This is a genomic window from Mycobacterium sp. NGS18, from assembly GCF_059813185.1.
Map to the genome: position 1 here is coordinate 48449 of NZ_JCALEC010000013.1, position 16343 is coordinate 64791.

Below are 16343 nucleotides of genomic sequence, written 5' to 3' on the forward strand. Positions count from 1 at the left end.
CGGTGCTGCTCCTTTCGGGTGTTGCACAACTCACACTACCGCCGACGTCACAATGGCTCCCATGCCTGCTGAACCTGCTGCTGACCCCTATCTCTGGCTGGAAGACGTCACCGGCGATCGGTCGCTGGACTGGGTGCGCGCCCGCAACGCCCCGACCGTCGATGAATTCGGCGGGGATGACTTCGAGGCGATGCGCACCGCGGCCTTGGAGGTGCTCGACACCGATGCCCGGGTGCCCTACGTGCGGCGCCGCGGGGAGTTCCTCTACAACTTCTGGCGCGACGCCGCCAACCCGCGCGGGCTGTGGCGGCGCACCACGCTGGACAGCTACCGCAGCGACGCCCCGGACTGGGACGTGATCCTCGACGTCGACGCGCTGGGCCGCGCCGACAACACCAACTGGGTGTGGGCCGGCGCCAACGTGATCGAACCCGAGCTCACCCGGGCACTGGTGTCGCTGTCCCGGGGCGGCTCGGACGCTGTGGTGGTGCGCGAATTCGACATGACCACCCGCGAATTCGTCCCCCCTGCTTCTGGGGGTTTCCAGCTTGCCGAGGCCAAGACCCGCATCGGCTGGGAGGACGAGGACACGGTGCTGGTGGGCACCGACTTCGGGCCCGATTCGCTCACCGAATCCGGCTATCCCCGGATCGTCAAGCGGTGGCGGCGCGGGCAGGTGCTCGCCGACGCCGAGACGCTGTTCGCCGGCGAGGCGACCGACGTGGTGGTGGGCGCCGGCCGCGACCGCACCCCGGGTTTCGAGCGCACCTTGGTCTCGCGGGCCGTCGACTTCTTCAACGACGAGATCTACGAGCTGCGCGGCCAGCCCGGCGAAGACGAGCTGATCCGCATCGACGCGCCTACCGACGCGACGGTGTCAGTACACCGGCAGTGGATCCTGATCGAGCTGCGCACCGACTGGGACACCGGCACCGCGTCCTATCGAGCGGGTTCGCTGTTGGCCGCCAACTATGACGAATTCCTTTCCGGCACAGCGCAGTGCAGTGTCATCTTCGAACCCGACGCACACACCGCGCTGCATCACTACGCCTGGACCCGCGATCGACTGGTACTGGTCACTTTGCGCGATGTGGCCAGCCACGTGGAGGTGATCACGCCCGACGACTGGCAGCGGCGCCCGGTCACCGCAGTGCCGGCCAACACCAACATCGTGATCGCGGCCATCGACGACACCGGCGACGAGATCTTCCTTGATTCCAGCGGATTCGCTCACCCCTCGCGGCTGCTGCACGGCCCGGTCGACGGTGAGCTCACCGAGATCAAGTCCGCCCCCTCCTTTTTCGACGCCGACGGCCTGACCGTCACTCAGCACTTCGCCACGTCCAAGGACGGCACCGCTATCCCGTACTTCGTGGTGCGCCCCGACGGCGCCACCGGCCCGACCCTGCTGGGCGGCTACGGCGGATTCGAGGTGGCGCGCACCCCCGGCTACGACGGCGTTCTGGGCCGGCTGTGGCTGGAGCGCGGCGGAACGTACGTGCTGGCCAACATTCGCGGCGGCGGCGAATACGGTCCGGGCTGGCACACCCAGGCGATGCGGGCGGGCCGGCACCTGGTGGCCGAGGATTTCGCCGCGGTGGCAACCGATCTCGTGGACCGTAAGATCACCACGGTCGAGCAGCTCGGCGCGGTCGGGGGCAGCAACGGCGGGCTGCTGATGGGCATCATGCTCACCGCCTACCCGCAGCTATTCGGCGCGCTGGTCTGCCAGGTGCCGCTGCTGGACATGCGCCGATACCACCTGCTGTTGGCCGGCGCGTCCTGGGTCGCCGAGTACGGCGATCCGGACAACCCTGACGACTGGGAGTTCATCAGCAAATACTCGCCGTACCAGAATATTTCGGCCGACGCGACGTATCCCCCGGTACTTATCACCACCTCGACCCGCGACGACCGGGTGCACCCGGGCCATGCCCGCAAGATGGCCGCGGCGCTGCAGGACGCCGGGCACCGGGTCGCCTACTACGAGAACATCGAGGGCGGCCACGGCGGGGCCGCCGACAACGCGCAGGCGGCGTTCAAGTCCGCGCTGAGTTTCTCGTTCCTGTGGCGGATGCTGGGCGGATCGGCCTGAAAACGGGTCAGGCCTTGCGCAATCCGCCCACCAGCGCGACGGCCACCCCGAGCAGTACCAGCACCGCCCCGGCCGCCAGGGTCAGATTGAGCCAGAGGTGCAGGCTGTCTTCGGCCAGATCCACGACGACATCGGCGATCCGGCGGATGTCGCCGGTCGCCTGGTTGAGCACCTGGTTCAGATAGCGCCGCGCCACCTCGATCCCCGACCAGCCCGCCGCACCCACCAACAGCCCCGACACACCGAGGCTCGCCAAGGCCCGGCCGCGATGACGTGCCGCGGCCAGCGTCAAGACCGCGCACAAACCGGTCAGTGCGACAAGCACCAGGCTCAGCCACGGCCCCCACACCGCCAGGCGGTGCAATCCGCCGGGACGCGCCACCTCGGTGGACGTCGGCGTCAGCGGAATGGACATCGACGCCGGTAGGGCAATGTGGTAGTCGGACAGCAGCTGCGCAAACGCCTTGTCCCGCAACATCGGTACCACATCGATCTCCCACGGCCCGGTGTCGGCGCCGCTGAGCAGCCAGTCGTGACCGTCGGAGTTCACCTGCACGAACTGCCGGGGAAACGACGGCCCGGCGGTGTATTCGGCGGCGGCCTCGCGTACCGGGGAGGGATCGAGGGGGAACCCCTGCGCACGGATCAGCCGCACCGTCTGGGAGGTCAGTTCGGCGGCAACCGCGTCCTGCAGCGCAGGTTGGGCGGCTGCCCGCTGCGCCAGACGCGCGTACCCGTCGGCGTCGATCAGGTTGCACTGCGCCCATGCCGTCGGCAGGGTCACCGCAAGCGCGGCGGTGGTCAGCAACCAGAACAGCGCCGCGGTGAGGAAGCGCACTACTTCGCCGTGCGGCGCGGCCGCGCCAGCGCCATCCGGGTCATCAGCCCGTTCATCCGGGCCAGCGCTTTGAGCGAATTGTGGTAGTAGTTACCGCCCGCACCGACGTTGGTGCGCGGCGCCACGACGACTTCCTGCCGGCAGAACTTGCGGATCCCGTCGACGCCGCCGAACCGCGCGCCGATACCCGAGGTCTTCCAGCCGCCCATCGGGGCCGTCGTGCACATCAGGTTCGAGATCACGTCGTTGATGTTCACCGCACCGCAATCCAGTTGGACGGCAATGTCTTTGGCGCGTGCGACGTCGCGGGAGAACACCGAGGCACTCAGCCCGTAAGGGCTGTCGTTGGCAAGGCGGATCGCCTCGTCCATGCTGGCGACCTTCATGATCGGCAGGGTCGGACCAAAGGTCTCCTCGGTCATGCAGGCCATCGAGTGGTCGACGTCGACGAGCACAGTGGGCGGGTAGAAACTGCCTGGGCCGGTGGTGCGTTCGCCGCCGGTCAGCGCGCGGGCTCCGGCGGCCACCGCCTCTTTGACGTGGCGTTCGGCGATGGCCAGTTGCTGGTCGCTGATCAGCGACCCGAAATGCGTGCCCTCGCCGGTACCCATCTGCAGCGCCTGCACGTCGCGGACGACCGCGGCCACGAACTTGTCGTAGACCGGTTCGAGCACATACACCCGCTCGACCGAGACACAGGTCTGCCCAGCGTTGAACATCGCTCCCCACACCGCGGCGTGCGCGGCCAGGTCGATGTCGGCGTCCTCGCACACGATCATCGGGTCCTTGCCGCCCAGTTCGAGGCTGACCGGCACCAGCCGCCGCGCGGCCCGCTCGGCCACCTTGCGTCCGGTGCCGGTGGACCCGGTGAACTGCACGTAATCAGAGTTGTCGATCACCGCTTCGGCCACCTCGCGGGCGCCCTGCACCACCGCGAACACGTCCGGACCACCGGCGGCCTGCCAGCCCTCGCGCAGCAGTTCCGCGGTCAGCGGGGTCTGCTCGGAGGGCTTGAGCAGCACCGCGCAGCCGGCCGCCAAGGCGCCGATCGCGTCCATCAACGCGTTGGCCACCGGGTAGTTCCAGGGCGCGATCACGCCGACCACCGGACGCGGCCGATAGTGCACGCTGATCTTCTTGATCGCCATCAGCGGTAGCGACGCCGGCCGGGTCTCGGGGGCCACCGCCTTGTCCATCACCTTGATCACGTACGACAGGATCATGATCAGCAGCGGCACCTCTTGGGCCGCGTCGGTGCTGGACTTGCCGGTCTCGGCGATCAGCAGCCGCTCGATCTCGTCCCGGTGCTCGCCGAGCCACACCGCGAAGCGGGCCAACGCCTTGGCCCGCCCCTTGGCGCCGCGGCGCTCCCATTCCCGCTGGGCGGTGCGCAGGCCGGCGGCGATCGCTTCGACGTCGGACGGATCGGTCCAGTGCACCTCACCGGCGACCGCCCCGGTGGCGGGGCTGAGCACGGTGTCGGTGCCGGACAGGGCGGGAGCGGGCGCGGTGGTGGTCATGGCGCCATATTAGTCCCGGTTGTGACCCCGGTCGCACCCCCCTCGACAGGTGTCAAGTTTTGCTGGGCGCGATCCCCCGCAGGTACGCGGCCTGCCCCAGGTGCTGGGCGCAGTCATCGATGACGCTGACCAGTCGGACGCCGGCCGTCACCGGCGGATTCCAGTGCTTGTCGACCACCCGGGCCAGTTCCTCGGCGGTGATGCCGTCGACATAGTCCAAGGTCAGCTGGTGCACACCGCGGTAGTAGCCGGCCAGCAGCTGAGCCGGGACGCGGACCTTGGCGACGTCGGCCGCGCTGTGGCCGTACCCGCTGTCGTCGCGCGGCAGGTCCAGGCCGAACCGGTCGACCCAGCCGTCGCGGGTCCAGGCCTGCTCGACCCCGGCGACCTGGGCGACTTGGATGTCTTGCACCCGGGCGCTGTGCCAGAGCAGCCAGGCGATGCTGTTGGCCTCCGGCGTCGGCCGATAGGTGGCCACCCCGTCGGTGAGCCCGTCGGTGACTTCGTCGACGTGTTCGAGCAACCGGGTGAACGCGTCGCGGAGCAGGTCCCGCAGAGCGGCGGCCGTGTCGGTACCAGTCATACCGCCCGACGCTACGCCTGGTGACAGACCGCCTCGACATTGTTGCCGTCCGGATCACGGACGAAGGCGCCGAAGTAGCCGGGGTGGTACTCGGGCCACAGCCGCGGCGCGTGCAGCGACTCCGCACCGAGTTGCACGGCGGTGTCGTAGAACGCCTGCACCTTCGCGTGGTCCGCGGCGCTGAACGCGACGTGGACCTCACGGTTCGGGCCGGAAGCGTCCCCGGCGGCGGCATCGGCGATCCAGAAGGTGGGATGCCCGTCTCGGCCATATCCGATCGCGACGCCGACATCCAATTGGCGGGTGTAGCCCAGGACGGCGAGCACCGCGTCGTAGAACTGCTGCGATCTGGCGTAGTCGGTGCAGTTGATGCCCACGTGGTCGATCACGCAAGACATCCTTCCATGAGTTAACGCGCGGTCGTAGATTAACTAGATGAGCTTCGACCTCGTGGTCCGCAACGGCACGATCGTCGATGGGCTGGGCGGCGACCCGTACGTCGGCGATGTGGCCGTGCGCGAGGGCATCATCGTCGAGGTTGGTACCGCGACCGGCGACGCGCGGCAGGTTATCGATGCGCACGGACTGCTGATCACACCGGGTTTCGTCGACCTGCACACCCACTACGACGGGCAGTCGATCTGGTCGGATCGACTCAATCCCTCTTCGGCACACGGGGTGACAACCGCGTTGATGGGCAACTGCGGGGTGGGGTTCGCGCCGTGCCGCATCGCCGATCACGACGTGCTGGTCGACCTGATGGCCGGCGTCGAGGACATTCCCGGCGTGGTGATGACAGACGGCCTGCCGTGGACATGGGAGACCTTCCCGGAGTTCATGGATGCCCTCGACGCGCGGCAACGCGATATTGACGTGGCGGCGTTCCTGCCGCATTCGCCGCTGCGGGTCTACGTGATGGGACAACGCGGGGTCGACCGCGAGCCGGCCACACCGGCGGATCTGGCCAGGATGCGCGAGCTGGCCCGCGAAGCCACCGAGGCTGGGGCACTGGGCTTTTCGTCGTCACGGCTGATCACCCACCGCACTCGGGCCGGAGCCCAGATCCCCAGCTACAACGCCGCCTACACCGAGATCCGCGAGATCGGCCGCGGCATCGCCGACGGCGGCGGGGGGCTGATCCAGTTCGTCCCCGACCTGCCCAATGGGGCGTATCAGCCGGTCCTGCAGCAGGTTTTCGACGCGGCCACCGACGCGGGCCTTCCGGTCACCTTCACCTTGCTGATCGGCAACGCCGGCAAGCCGCTGTGGCGCGAGGCGATCACCATGGTGGAGAAGGCGAACGGCTCCGGCGCCGCGATCACCGCCCAGGTCTTCCCCCGCCCGGTCGGGCTCATGATCGGTTTGGACCTGAGCTTCAACCCCTTCGTGCTGTACCCGCGCTACCAGGAGATCGCCGGCCTGCCGCTCGCAGAACGGGTCGCAGAAATGCGTAAACCAGAAGTGCGGCAACGGATTCTGGCTGATGCGCCCGCTATCGTTCCGGCCAATCCGATCGCGTATCTGGCGCAGTCCTGGGACTGGACGTACCCGCTGGGCGATGACGCCGACTACGAACCGGATCCGTCGAACAGCATTGCGGCCCGCGCCAGGGCGCGTGGCGTCTCCCCGGTCGAGGAAGCCTACGACCGCCTACTCGACGACGACGGGCACGCGATCCTGCTGGACGCGCTGGCCAACTTCGAGAACAACTCGCTGGACACCGTCGGTGCGCTGATGCGCCGCGAGGACGTGGTGCTGGGCCTGGGCGACGGCGGTGCCCACTACGGAATGATCTGCGACTCAAGCTTCCCCACCTATGTGCTGACGCACTGGGCGCGTGACCGCGCCGCCGGTCGGCTCAGCGTTGCCGAGGCGGTCCGCGAGCTGACGTCCGTGCCCGCCCGAACCGCCGGACTCGACGACCGGGGCCGGATCGCGGTCGGCTACAAGGCGGACCTCAACGTCATCGATCACCAGCGCCTGCAGCTGCACAAGCCGGTGGTCACCTATGACCTGCCCGCCGGGGGGCGCCGGCTCGACCAGACCGCCGACGGCTACGTGGCGACGATCGTCGCCGGTGAGATCATCTCCGAGAACGGCAAACCCACCGCGGCGCGCCCCGGAAAGCTGGTGCGCGGCCGCCGGCCCGCGCCGGCCTGATTCCTACAGCAGTCGCTGCGTCGGGGTGGATTTGGCCACCAGCGCCGGGTCGGCGGTGACGGCATCGCCCAGGACCTGATCGATGCGGGTCATCAGTTCGTCAGGGATGCGCACCCCGGACGCCTTGACGTTCTCGGCCACCTGCTCCGGGCGCGACGCCCCGACCAGAGCGGCGGCGACGTTGTCGTTCTGCAGCACCCAGGCGATCGCCAGCTGCGCCGTCGTGAGCCCCAGCTCGTCGGCGATCGGGCGCAGCTGCTGCACCCGGGTCAGCACGTCGTCGGTCATGAACCGTTTGACGAAGTTCGCTCCGCCCTTCTCGTCGGTGGCGCGTGAGCCGGCCGGCGGCGGCTGACCGGGCAGATACTTGCCGGACAGCACACCCTGGGCCATCGGCGACCAGACGATCTGGCCCAGGCCCAGTTCCCGGCAGGTGGGAACCACCTCGGGCTCGATGATCCGCCACAGCATCGAGTACTGCGGCTGGCTGGAGATCAGCGAAATGCCCAGCTGGCGGGCCAGTTCGTGGGCTTGGCGGATCTGCTCGACCGACCACTCGCTGACGCCGATGTAGAGCGCCTTGCCCGCCCGGACGATGTCGGCGAACGCCTGCATGGTCTCCTCCAGCGGGGTAAAGGAGTCATAGCGGTGCGCCTGATACAGGTCGACGTAGTCCATGCCCAGCCGGCGCAGCGACCCGTCGATGGCAGCCATCATGTGTTTGCGGGACAGTCCGGTGTCGTTGCGGCCCAACGGAGCCGGCCCAACCGGCCAATAGACCTTGGTGAAGATCTCCAGCGAGTCCCGTCGGTGGCCTTTCAGCGCGGTGCCAAGCACTTCCTCGGCGGCACCGTTGGCGTAGACATCGGCGGTGTCGAAGGTGGTGATGCCGGCATCGAGCGCGGCATGCACGCACGCGGTGGCGACATCGTTCTCGACCTGCGATCCGTGGGTGAGCCAGTTGCCGTAGGTGATCTCGGAGATCTGCAGGCCGGAGTTGCCCAGGTAGCGAAATTCCATGAGGACCATCTTGGCCGAGAGCGGGCCAGATGTCTGCCGACCGCCGTTATCCTCGACACCATGGCCAAGTCCGTCGACCTCGCCCGTCTAGGCGAATTGTTGCCTGGCTACGGCTTCGCGTTCCTGGTGACCGTTGGCGACGACTATCGGGTGCGCACCACCGCGATCACCCCGACATTCGACGGCGCCCGGGTCGATGTCGGTCCGGTCGGCAGCCACGGCCGGGAGAACATGGCGGCCCACCCGAGCGTCACCCTGGTCTGGCCGGCGCGCGAGGTCAGCGAGTATTCACTGTTCGTCGACGGCCACGCCGAACTTGCCGACAACCCGGCCGCCCCCATCCTGATCACCCCGACCAAAGCCCTGCTGCACCGGCCGATGTTCGAAGACGGGCGAGCGCTGGGCACCATGCATGACTGCGTGCAGCTCAAGGCGGACAACTAAGCTGGCCCACATGGCTTCCAACGTGGATTTCGACCAACTCGCCGAGAAGCTCGTGGGTTACGACTACGCCTACCTGATCACCGTCGACGCCGAGAACCGGCCGCACCCAGTGCCGGTCATGCCGATCCTCAAGGGCGACACCGTTCACATCGGCGCGCTCGGCGGCCGGCGCAGCCGAGCGAACCTGGCGCGCAGCAGCGACGTCACGCTGATGTGGCCGCCGCCGGTCCCGGGCGGCTACACCGTCATCGTCGACGGCACCGCCGACGTCTCCGACACCGGGGAGCTGGCCCGCGTAGCGATCTCCCCCAGCCGCGCGGTGCTGATCCGGGTCGCTACCCCGGAGTCACCGGGCGAAACCCCTTGTTACAGCGACTGTGTCGACCTGAAGGTCAGCTAGCGGGAAGCCTGAGCGGCCGGCCGGCCACCATCAGCACCACGTCGTCGGACTCGGCGGCGATCCGCGCGTTCAGCACGCCGAGCAGGTCGCGGAACAGCCGCCCGGCCGGGGTGGGCGGCACCACCCCGCTGCCGACCTCGTTGCTGACCGCCACCGCGCGCACCGGGCAGTCCCGCCATGACGTCACCAGCTTGTCGATGTCGGCGTGCACGCCGTCCAGCGCGCCGCCGTCCCAGACCCGGTGCAGATCCATCCGCGCGGTGAGCCAGGTGCCCAAACAGTCCAGCAGGACCGGGGTTTCGGCGGCGCACAGCGCCTCGGCGACATCGCTGGTCTCCACCGTCTGCCAGGATGCCGGCCGCCGGGCCCGGTGCAGCCGGACCCGTTCGACCCACTCCGGATCGCCCTCGCGCACCCCGCCAGTGGCCAAGTAGGTCACCGCGGCCTGCCCAGCCAGCAGTGCTTCGGCGTGCGCGGACTTGCCCGACCGGGCTCCGCCGAGAACCAGGGCACGGGTCGGCGCCGCGCCCACGGTCTCGCCGTCGCGCCCCGGGCGGGCCCCCGAATCAGCCAGCGCCGCAGTCAGTTTAGGCTCCGGCGGGTTGTGATGACTCAGATGGACCGCGACGACGTCGGTGGCGGCCACGACGGCACCGGAGCGGCGAAACTCATCCACGGTCGCCGCGAACGCGGGTAGGTCGTGGTGTTCGGTGCCGTGTCCAGTATGCATCCCGAATGTCTCCTCAAGAAACACCGCATCGAAGGCGGCGCCGGCGACCGCGGCGTGGGTGACCTCGGGCAGCGGGCCGGTATCGGTGGCCCAGAAGATCCGGCCACCAACGGATTCCAGGTCGTAGAGCACCGCGTCACCGCCGATGTCGGAGCCGTGCGCGGCGGCGAGCACCCGCACCCGATACTCACCCATGCGCACGTCGTCGCCGGGGCTCACCTCGACGAACCGGACGGGGCCGTCCGGGCCCACCCAGTCCCGGCATTGGTCGAGCGCACTGGCCGGCCCGACCACATCCAGCGGCTCGCCGGTCCCGGTCCAGTGCCGCATCAGCAGCGCGGCCGGCCCGACGTGGTCCCAGTGGCCGTGGGTGAACAGGATGTGGCGCACCGAAGCCAGCGACCGTCCGAAGCGCGCGGCGGCCCGCGGCGCCTCCGGTCCGCAGTCCAGCAGCAGGACGTCATCGATCAGCGCGGCAGTCTGCCCGCGAACCTCGATCGCCGATCGGCAGGAGGCGCACCGGCAGAACGGGTTCGGCCAGCCGTCGGCGCTGCCGGTGCCCAGCAGCAGGATCTCCATACCGCCATCCTCGCGCACGGCCGGCGCAGGTACGAAAAAGCCCGGCCCCCACCGCGGGGAGCCGGGCTCTTTCGTGCAACCAGACTTAGAAGTCCATGCCGCCCATGCCACCGGTCGGGTCGCCCGCCGGAGCGGCCGCCTTCTCCGGCTTGTCGGCGACAACGGCCTCGGTCGTCAGGAACAGTGCCGCGATGGACGCCGCGTTCTGCAGCGCCGAGCGGGTCACCTTCACCGGGTCGGCAACGCCGGCCTTCAGCAGGTCCTCGTACTCACCGGTGGCGGCGTTCAGGCCGCTGCCGGCGGGCAGGTTCGAGACCTTCTCGGCGACAACGCCCGGCTCCAGGCCGGCGTTGAAGGCGATCTGCTTCAGCGGAGCCGACAGCGCCACCTTGACGATGTTGGCGCCGGTGGCCTCGTCACCCGAGAGCTTCAGCTCGTCCAGCGACGGTGCTACCTGCAGCAGGGTCACGCCACCACCGGCGACGATGCCCTCCTCCACGGCGGCCTTGGCGTTGCGCACCGCGTCCTCGATGCGGTGCTTGCGCTCCTTGAGCTCCACCTCGGTGGCAGCCCCGGCCTTGATGACCGCGACGCCGCCGGCCAGCTTGGCCAGCCGCTCCTGCAGCTTCTCCCGGTCGTAGTCCGAGTCGCTGTTCTCGATCTCGGCGCGGATCTGCGACACCCGTCCGGCGATCGCGTCGGAGTCACCGGCGCCCTCGACGATGGTGGTCTCGTCCTTGGTGACGACGACCTTGCGGGCCTTGCCCAGCAGGGCGACGTCGGCGGTCTCCAGCGACAAGCCGACCTCTTCGCTGATGACCTGGCCACCGGTGAGGATCGCCATGTCTTGCAGCATCGCCTTGCGACGGTCACCGAAGCCCGGAGCCTTGACGGCAACCGACTTGAAGGTGCCGCGGATCTTGTTGACGACCAGGGTGGACAGCGCCTCGCCCTCGACGTCCTCGGCGATGATCAGCAGCGGCTTGCCGCCCTGGATGACCTTCTCCAGCAGGGGCAGCAGGTCCTTGACCGTCGACACCTTGGAGCTGACCAGCAGGATGTAGGGGTCCTCCAGGACCGCTTCCTGACGGTCGGCGTCGGTGACGAAGTAGCCCGAGATGTAGCCCTTGTCGAAGCGCATGCCCTCGGTGAGCTCCAGCTGCAGGCCGAAGGTGTTGGACTCCTCGACGGTGATGACACCCTCGTTGCCGACCTTGTCCATCGCCTCGGCGATCAGGTCACCGATGGACTGGTCGCCCGCGGAGATCCCGGCGGTGGCCGCGATCTGCTCCTTGGTCTCGACCTCCTTGGCGTCCTTCAGCAGGGTCTCGGAGACCTTCTCGACGGCCTTCTCGATGCCGCGCTTGAGGGCCAGCGGGTTGGCGCCGGCGGCCACATTGCGCAGGCCTTCCTTGACCAGGGCCTGGGCCAGCACAGTGGCGGTGGTGGTGCCGTCACCGGCGACATCGTCGGTCTTCTTGGCGACCTCTTTGACCAGCTCGGCGCCGATCTTCTCGTAGGGGTCCTCCAGCTCGATCTCCTTGGCGATGGACACACCATCGTTGGTGATCGTGGGGGCGCCCCACTTCTTCTCCAGGACGACGTTGCGGCCCTTGGGCCCCAGCGTCACCTTGACCGCGTCGGCGAGGGCATTCAGACCCCGCTCGAGGCCGCGACGGGCCTCTTCGTCATACGCAATTTGCTTAGCCATTGCGAAGTGATTCCTCCGGTTAGGGGGTGCACGTCTTGTCGGTCGGGTCAGTGCCCGCGACGGACGGCGTTGGGTGTGCTCCGCAGGTGCGGCCCCGTACCTCACCGTCCCGACCTAGCACTCGCCGGTCGCGAGTGCCAACGTCATTCTTAGCACTCGCCCCTGGAGAGTGCAAGATCACCGGCTGCCTATTGCGGCGCGCGCAAACCGTCCATGACGACGTCGGTCACGCGTTCGGCCAGGGCGGAGTTATAGGACTGCATCGCCTGGCATCCGACCAGGATCGCCTTGACTTCGCGTACATCGAGGTCTTGCCGCACCGTGCCCGCCTTCTGGGCGGCAGCCAGCAGTTCGCCGAGCACCGCCAGAAAGGCCTCCTCCGACTCCGGCGCGGCCGCTGCGATGTCGATGCCCAAGCCCGCCAGCGCCTCGGCCAGACCGCGATCCGTCGCGCCCCACTGCAAGACGATCGAGCGCAGGAAGGTGAAGATCGCCGCCCCGGGTTCGTCGGATTCCAGCAGGGCGTACCCGTTGTCGACGACGCGTTGCATGCGGTCTTCGATGACCGCCCGAAACAGCTCTTCCTTGGTCGGGAAGTGTCGGTAGACGGTCCCGGCGCCGACTCCGGCGCGCCGGGCGATCTGATCGATCGGCACCGACAAGCCTTCGGCCGCAAAGGTTTCATAGGCGACCTCAAGCACGCGAGCGCGGTTGCGCGCCGCGTCAGCGCGCAACGGCCGTGCGGGTTGAGCCACCGGAAATCTCCTGACGGTTGACAAAGCGGGGCGTACGTTCCGTATAGTTGCGATAAACCGGAGCGTCCGCCCCGTTTACCCTACAGCTTCTAGGAGCGCGTCATGGCCAAGTGGACCACCGCAGACATCCCCGACCAGGCCGGACGGGTCGCCGTCATCACCGGAGCCAACACCGGTCTCGGTTTCGAGACCGCCGCCGCACTCGCCGAGCGGGGCGCCCAAGTGGTTCTCGCCGTGCGCAATCTCGAGAAGGGCAAGGACGCCGAGGCCCTCATCCGTCGACGCAGCCCCAGAGCCGACGTGGCGCTGCAGGAGCTGGACCTGACCTCGCTGGACTCGATCCGCGCCGCTGCCGAGCAGTTGCGCTCCGACCACGACCGCATCGACCTGCTGATCAACAATGCCGGGGTGATGTACCCGCCCAAGTCGACCACCAAGGACGGCTTCGAGCTGCAGTTCGGCACCAACCACCTGGGCCATTTCGCGTTCACCGGTTTGCTGCTGGACCGGCTGTTGCCGGTCGCCGGCTCCCGGATCGTCACCGTCAGCAGCATCGGTCATCGCATCCGCGCCGACATCCACTTCGACGACCTGCAGTGGGAGCGCCGCTACAACCGAGTGGAGGCATACGGGCAGTCCAAGCTCGCCAATCTGCTGTTCACCTATGAGCTGCAGCGCCGGCTCGCTGCGCACCGGACGACGATCGCCACAGCCGCGCACCCCGGCGGCTCGAACACCGAGTTGATGCGCCATCTGCCTGGCTGGGCTGCGGCCGCCTACCCCGTGATCAAACCGCTCTTCCAGGGCGCGGACATGGGCGCCCTGCCGACGCTGCGCGCCGCCACCGACCCCGGCGTGCTCGGCGGGCAGTACTACGGTCCTCGCGGTTTCGCCGAACAACGCGGTTACCCCAAGCTGGTGAAGTCAAGCCGCAAGTCACACGACGTCGGCGCGCAGCAGCGGCTCTGGAGCGTCTCTGAGGAACTGACCGGGGTGGTCTATTCCGTGTAGCCGGGCTCAACCCACGTCGAGCAGTTCCTCGTAGAACCCGCCGAATCCGCGAGCCCGGTTGACCAGGTGCACCTCGAGGATCCAGTGGCAGACCCGACCGGTGCGGTCGAGTCGTCGCATCGGCTTGTCCGACCCCGGCCTGATGTAGAACTGTGCGTGGTCGCCGGAGATCTTCTTGTGCGGGAACTCGCCCACCAGATGTCCGGCGATCGGCGCGCCGAACTCGAAGCCGTGCTCTCGGGACAATCCCACGACGTGGTCGTAGAGCTGCGCGCCGGTGATCTCGGGCTGAGCTTCGAAGAACTCCCGCCCAGCCCGCCACACTCCAGGCAGCGCGTCGCGCAACGCCAGCTTGTCCGGATCGTCCCCGAGCACGAAGGTGCGGCCGAAGTCGGCCTCCCACGCCTCGAAGATCGGCCCCAGATCGAGGTAGGCGATGTCGTCGTCGGCCAGGAGCCGATCCGGCGGGTCGGCGTGGAACGGCTGCAGGGTGTTCTCCCCGGCGCGCACCACCCGCTTGTGCCAGTGCCGCGTCACCCCGAACATGCCAGCGGCCAAGTCACGGATCTCGTCGGAGAGCTGCCGCTCGCCGACGCCCGGGCGGACCATGCCGGACCGTTCGATCTCGTCGAACAGCGCGGCGGCTTTGGTCTGCGCGTCGAGTAAGCGCTCGACACGGACCGATTCCGGCTCGCCCGGGGTGGACACGCCAGCGATGCTATCGGCTTGCCCTAGACTGCATCTCGATCAGATAGGAGACCGGGTGCGGGCTGACGCAGCGCCCAGCACCCGGGCTTTGCGGGGCTGGCAACGCCGGGCTCTGGTGCGCTACCTGACTGCCAAGCCGCGCGATTTTCTGATGGTGGCCACCCCCGGCGCCGGCAAGACGACGTTCGCGCTGCGGATCGTCGCCGAGTTGCTGGCCGACCGCACCGTCGAGCGCATCACGATCGTGGTGCCCACCGATCACCTCAAGGTGCAGTGGGCGACCGCCGCCGCCGAACACGGCATCGCGCTGGACCCACGGTTTTCCAACTCCGACGCGCAGACCAGCTCGGAGTACCACGGCGTCGTCGTCACCTACGCACAGGTCGCCAGCCACCCCGCCCGCCACCGGGTGCGTACCGAGGCCGCGAGAACCCTGGTGATCTTCGACGAGATCCACCACGGCGGCGACGCCAAAAGCTGGGGCGACGGCATCCGGGAGGCGTTCGACGATGCCGCCCGCCGGCTGGCGCTGACCGGCACCCCGTTCCGCAGCGACGACAGTCCCATCCCGTTCGTCAACTACGAGCCCGACGGCACCGGTGCACTGCGCTCGGTGGCCGACGACAGCTACGGCTACCCCGAGGCGCTGGCCGACGGGGTGGTGCGCCCGGTGGTGTTCATGGCCTACTCGGGTGAGGCCCGCTGGCGCGACAGCGCCGGCGAGGAGCACGCGGCCCGGCTGGGCGAGCCGCTGACCGCCGAGCACACCGCCCGGGCCTGGCGTACCGCGCTGGACCCGGCCGGGCAGTGGATGCCGGCAGTGATCACCGCCGCGGACAAGCGGCTGCGCCAGCTGCGTGACGGCGGCATGGCCGACGCCGGCGGCATGATCATCGCCACCGACCAGAAAGCGGCCCGCGCCTATGCGGTGCTGCTGAAACAGCACACCGGCGAGGAACCCACCGTGGTGCTCTCCGACGACGCAGGCGCGTCGGACAAGATCGCGCAGTTCTCCGCGGCCACCAGCCGGTGGCTGGTGGCGGTGCGGATGGTCTCCGAAGGGGTCGACGTGCCGCGGCTGGCCGTCGGCGTGTACGCCACCAGTGCGTCCACCCCGTTGTTCTTCGCCCAGGCGATCGGCCGGTTCGTGCGGTCGCGGCGGCCGGGTGAGACGGCCAGCATCTTCCTGCCGTCGGTGCCGTCGCTGCTGGGCTTGGCCAGTGAGCTGGAACAGCAACGCAATCACGTGCTGGGCAAGCCGCACCGGGAGGCCTTCGGCGATGACGAACTGACCGAGGCCGGGCGGCGGCGCGACGAGCGCTCCGAACTGGAGAACGCCTTCGAGTCGCTGGGGGCCGACGCCGAGCTGGACCAGGTGATCTTCGATGGCGCCTCGTTCGGCACCGCCACCCCGGCCGGCAGCGACGAAGAAGCCGACTATCTGGGCATCCCCGGTCTGCTGGATGCCAGCCAGATGCGCGATCTGTTGCGCCAGCGCCAAGAAGAACAGCTAGACCGGCGATCGAAAGTGGCCGCCGCCGGCGGGATTCCGGTGCCGGTGACCACCACGCACGGCCAGTTGCGGGCGCTGCGTCACGAGCTCAACGCGCTGGTGTCGGCGGCGCACCATCGGCTGGGCAAGCCGCACGGCTGGATCCATAACGAGTTGCGCCGGATCTGCGGCGGCCCGCCGGTGGCGGCGGCCACGTCGGATCAGCTGCGGGCGCGCATCGAGGCGATCCGGCAGTTGTAGTCCCCTCCTCACCCGCGCGAGCAAACGCTAAGGCCC

General features: G+C 68.7%; 15 protein-coding genes. 6 read left to right on the top strand and 9 right to left on the bottom strand.

Annotated elements, in window-relative coordinates; translation table 11 throughout:
* Positions 1-61: 61 nt before the first annotated feature.
* Complete coding sequence (locus AC5Y31_RS19535) at positions 62-2095, top strand: prolyl oligopeptidase family serine peptidase (protein ID WP_499982289.1); 2034 nt, start codon at positions 62-64, stop codon at positions 2093-2095.
* A gap of 7 nt (positions 2096-2102) precedes the next feature.
* Here AC5Y31_RS19535 and AC5Y31_RS19540 read toward each other — a convergent pair whose 3' ends face one another.
* From AC5Y31_RS19540 to AC5Y31_RS19555, 4 genes are read right to left on the bottom strand one after another with little or no spacing between them, the layout of a single operon-like run.
* Positions 2103-2933 carry a hypothetical protein gene (locus AC5Y31_RS19540; RefSeq protein ID WP_499982293.1) on the bottom strand — a complete coding sequence of 277 codons (831 nt, stop codon included), beginning with the start codon at positions 2931-2933 and terminating at the stop codon, positions 2103-2105.
* Positions 2933-4453: an aldehyde dehydrogenase family protein gene (locus AC5Y31_RS19545; protein WP_499982294.1), complete on the bottom strand. Its 1521-nt coding sequence runs from the start codon at positions 4451-4453 to the stop codon at positions 2933-2935. The genes AC5Y31_RS19540 and AC5Y31_RS19545 overlap by 1 nt, the downstream gene beginning before the upstream one ends.
* 52 nt (positions 4454-4505) lie before the next feature.
* Positions 4506-5036 carry a mycothiol transferase gene (locus AC5Y31_RS19550; RefSeq protein ID WP_499982297.1) on the bottom strand — a complete coding sequence of 177 codons (531 nt, stop codon included), beginning with the start codon at positions 5034-5036 and terminating at the stop codon, positions 4506-4508.
* An 11-nt stretch (positions 5037-5047) separates the two neighbouring features.
* Complete coding sequence (locus tag AC5Y31_RS19555; RefSeq protein WP_499982299.1) at positions 5048-5425, bottom strand: VOC family protein; 378 nt, start codon at positions 5423-5425, stop codon at positions 5048-5050.
* A 46-nt stretch (positions 5426-5471) separates the two neighbouring features.
* Here AC5Y31_RS19555 and AC5Y31_RS19560 point away from each other — a divergent pair, with 46 nt between their 5' ends.
* Positions 5472-7196, top strand: a complete 1725-nt coding sequence (locus tag AC5Y31_RS19560; RefSeq protein WP_499982301.1) for an N-acyl-D-amino-acid deacylase family protein — start codon at positions 5472-5474, stop codon at positions 7194-7196.
* Between the two features lie 3 nt (positions 7197-7199).
* Here AC5Y31_RS19560 and AC5Y31_RS19565 read toward each other — a convergent pair whose 3' ends face one another.
* A complete protein-coding gene (locus AC5Y31_RS19565) occupies positions 7200-8216 on the bottom strand; it encodes an aldo/keto reductase family protein (RefSeq protein ID WP_499982304.1) in 1017 nt (338 codons plus the stop codon).
* 60 nt (positions 8217-8276) lie between these two features.
* Between AC5Y31_RS19565 and AC5Y31_RS19570 the strand changes: the two genes are divergently transcribed.
* Positions 8277-8660 (top strand): pyridoxamine 5'-phosphate oxidase family protein, encoded by a 384-nt coding sequence (locus AC5Y31_RS19570; RefSeq protein WP_499982306.1) that lies wholly within the window; start codon positions 8277-8279, stop codon positions 8658-8660.
* A 10-nt stretch (positions 8661-8670) separates the two neighbouring features.
* On the top strand, positions 8671-9060 hold the full coding sequence (locus tag AC5Y31_RS19575) for a pyridoxamine 5'-phosphate oxidase family protein (protein ID WP_499982307.1): 390 nt from the start codon (positions 8671-8673) through the stop codon (positions 9058-9060).
* Here the strand turns inward: AC5Y31_RS19575 and AC5Y31_RS19580 are convergent.
* The 3 genes from AC5Y31_RS19580 to AC5Y31_RS19590 all read right to left on the bottom strand — a co-directional run bounded on the left by AC5Y31_RS19580 (position 9053) and on the right by AC5Y31_RS19590 (position 12835).
* Positions 9053-10369, bottom strand: coding sequence for a bifunctional adenosylcobinamide kinase/adenosylcobinamide-phosphate guanylyltransferase (locus AC5Y31_RS19580; RefSeq protein ID WP_499982308.1), 1317 nt, complete (start codon positions 10367-10369; stop codon positions 9053-9055). The two genes, AC5Y31_RS19575 and AC5Y31_RS19580, sit on opposite strands and share 8 nt — an antisense overlap.
* A gap of 85 nt (positions 10370-10454) precedes the next feature.
* Entirely contained in the window at positions 10455-12080 is a 1626-nt protein-coding gene (gene groL, locus AC5Y31_RS19585; protein ID WP_065023411.1) for a chaperonin GroEL, read from the bottom strand.
* Between the two features lie 188 nt (positions 12081-12268).
* Complete coding sequence (locus tag AC5Y31_RS19590) at positions 12269-12835, bottom strand: TetR/AcrR family transcriptional regulator (protein ID WP_065023410.1); 567 nt, start codon at positions 12833-12835, stop codon at positions 12269-12271.
* Between the two features lie 102 nt (positions 12836-12937).
* On the opposite strand from AC5Y31_RS19590, the gene AC5Y31_RS19595 reads away from it, so the two are divergent.
* On the top strand, positions 12938-13846 hold the full coding sequence (locus AC5Y31_RS19595; RefSeq protein WP_499982311.1) for an SDR family NAD(P)-dependent oxidoreductase: 909 nt from the start codon (positions 12938-12940) through the stop codon (positions 13844-13846).
* Positions 13847-13852: 6 nt separating this feature from the next.
* Here the strand turns inward: AC5Y31_RS19595 and AC5Y31_RS19600 are convergent, their stop codons facing one another.
* Positions 13853-14554, bottom strand: coding sequence for a M24 family metallopeptidase (locus AC5Y31_RS19600; protein WP_499982313.1), 702 nt, complete (start codon positions 14552-14554; stop codon positions 13853-13855).
* Between the two features lie 55 nt (positions 14555-14609).
* Between AC5Y31_RS19600 and AC5Y31_RS19605 the strand changes: the two genes are divergently transcribed.
* The gene (locus AC5Y31_RS19605) at positions 14610-16307 is read left to right on the top strand and encodes a DEAD/DEAH box helicase (protein ID WP_065023407.1); all 1698 of its coding nucleotides are present in this window, start codon (positions 14610-14612) and stop codon (positions 16305-16307) included.
* Positions 16308-16343 lie beyond the last annotated feature (36 nt).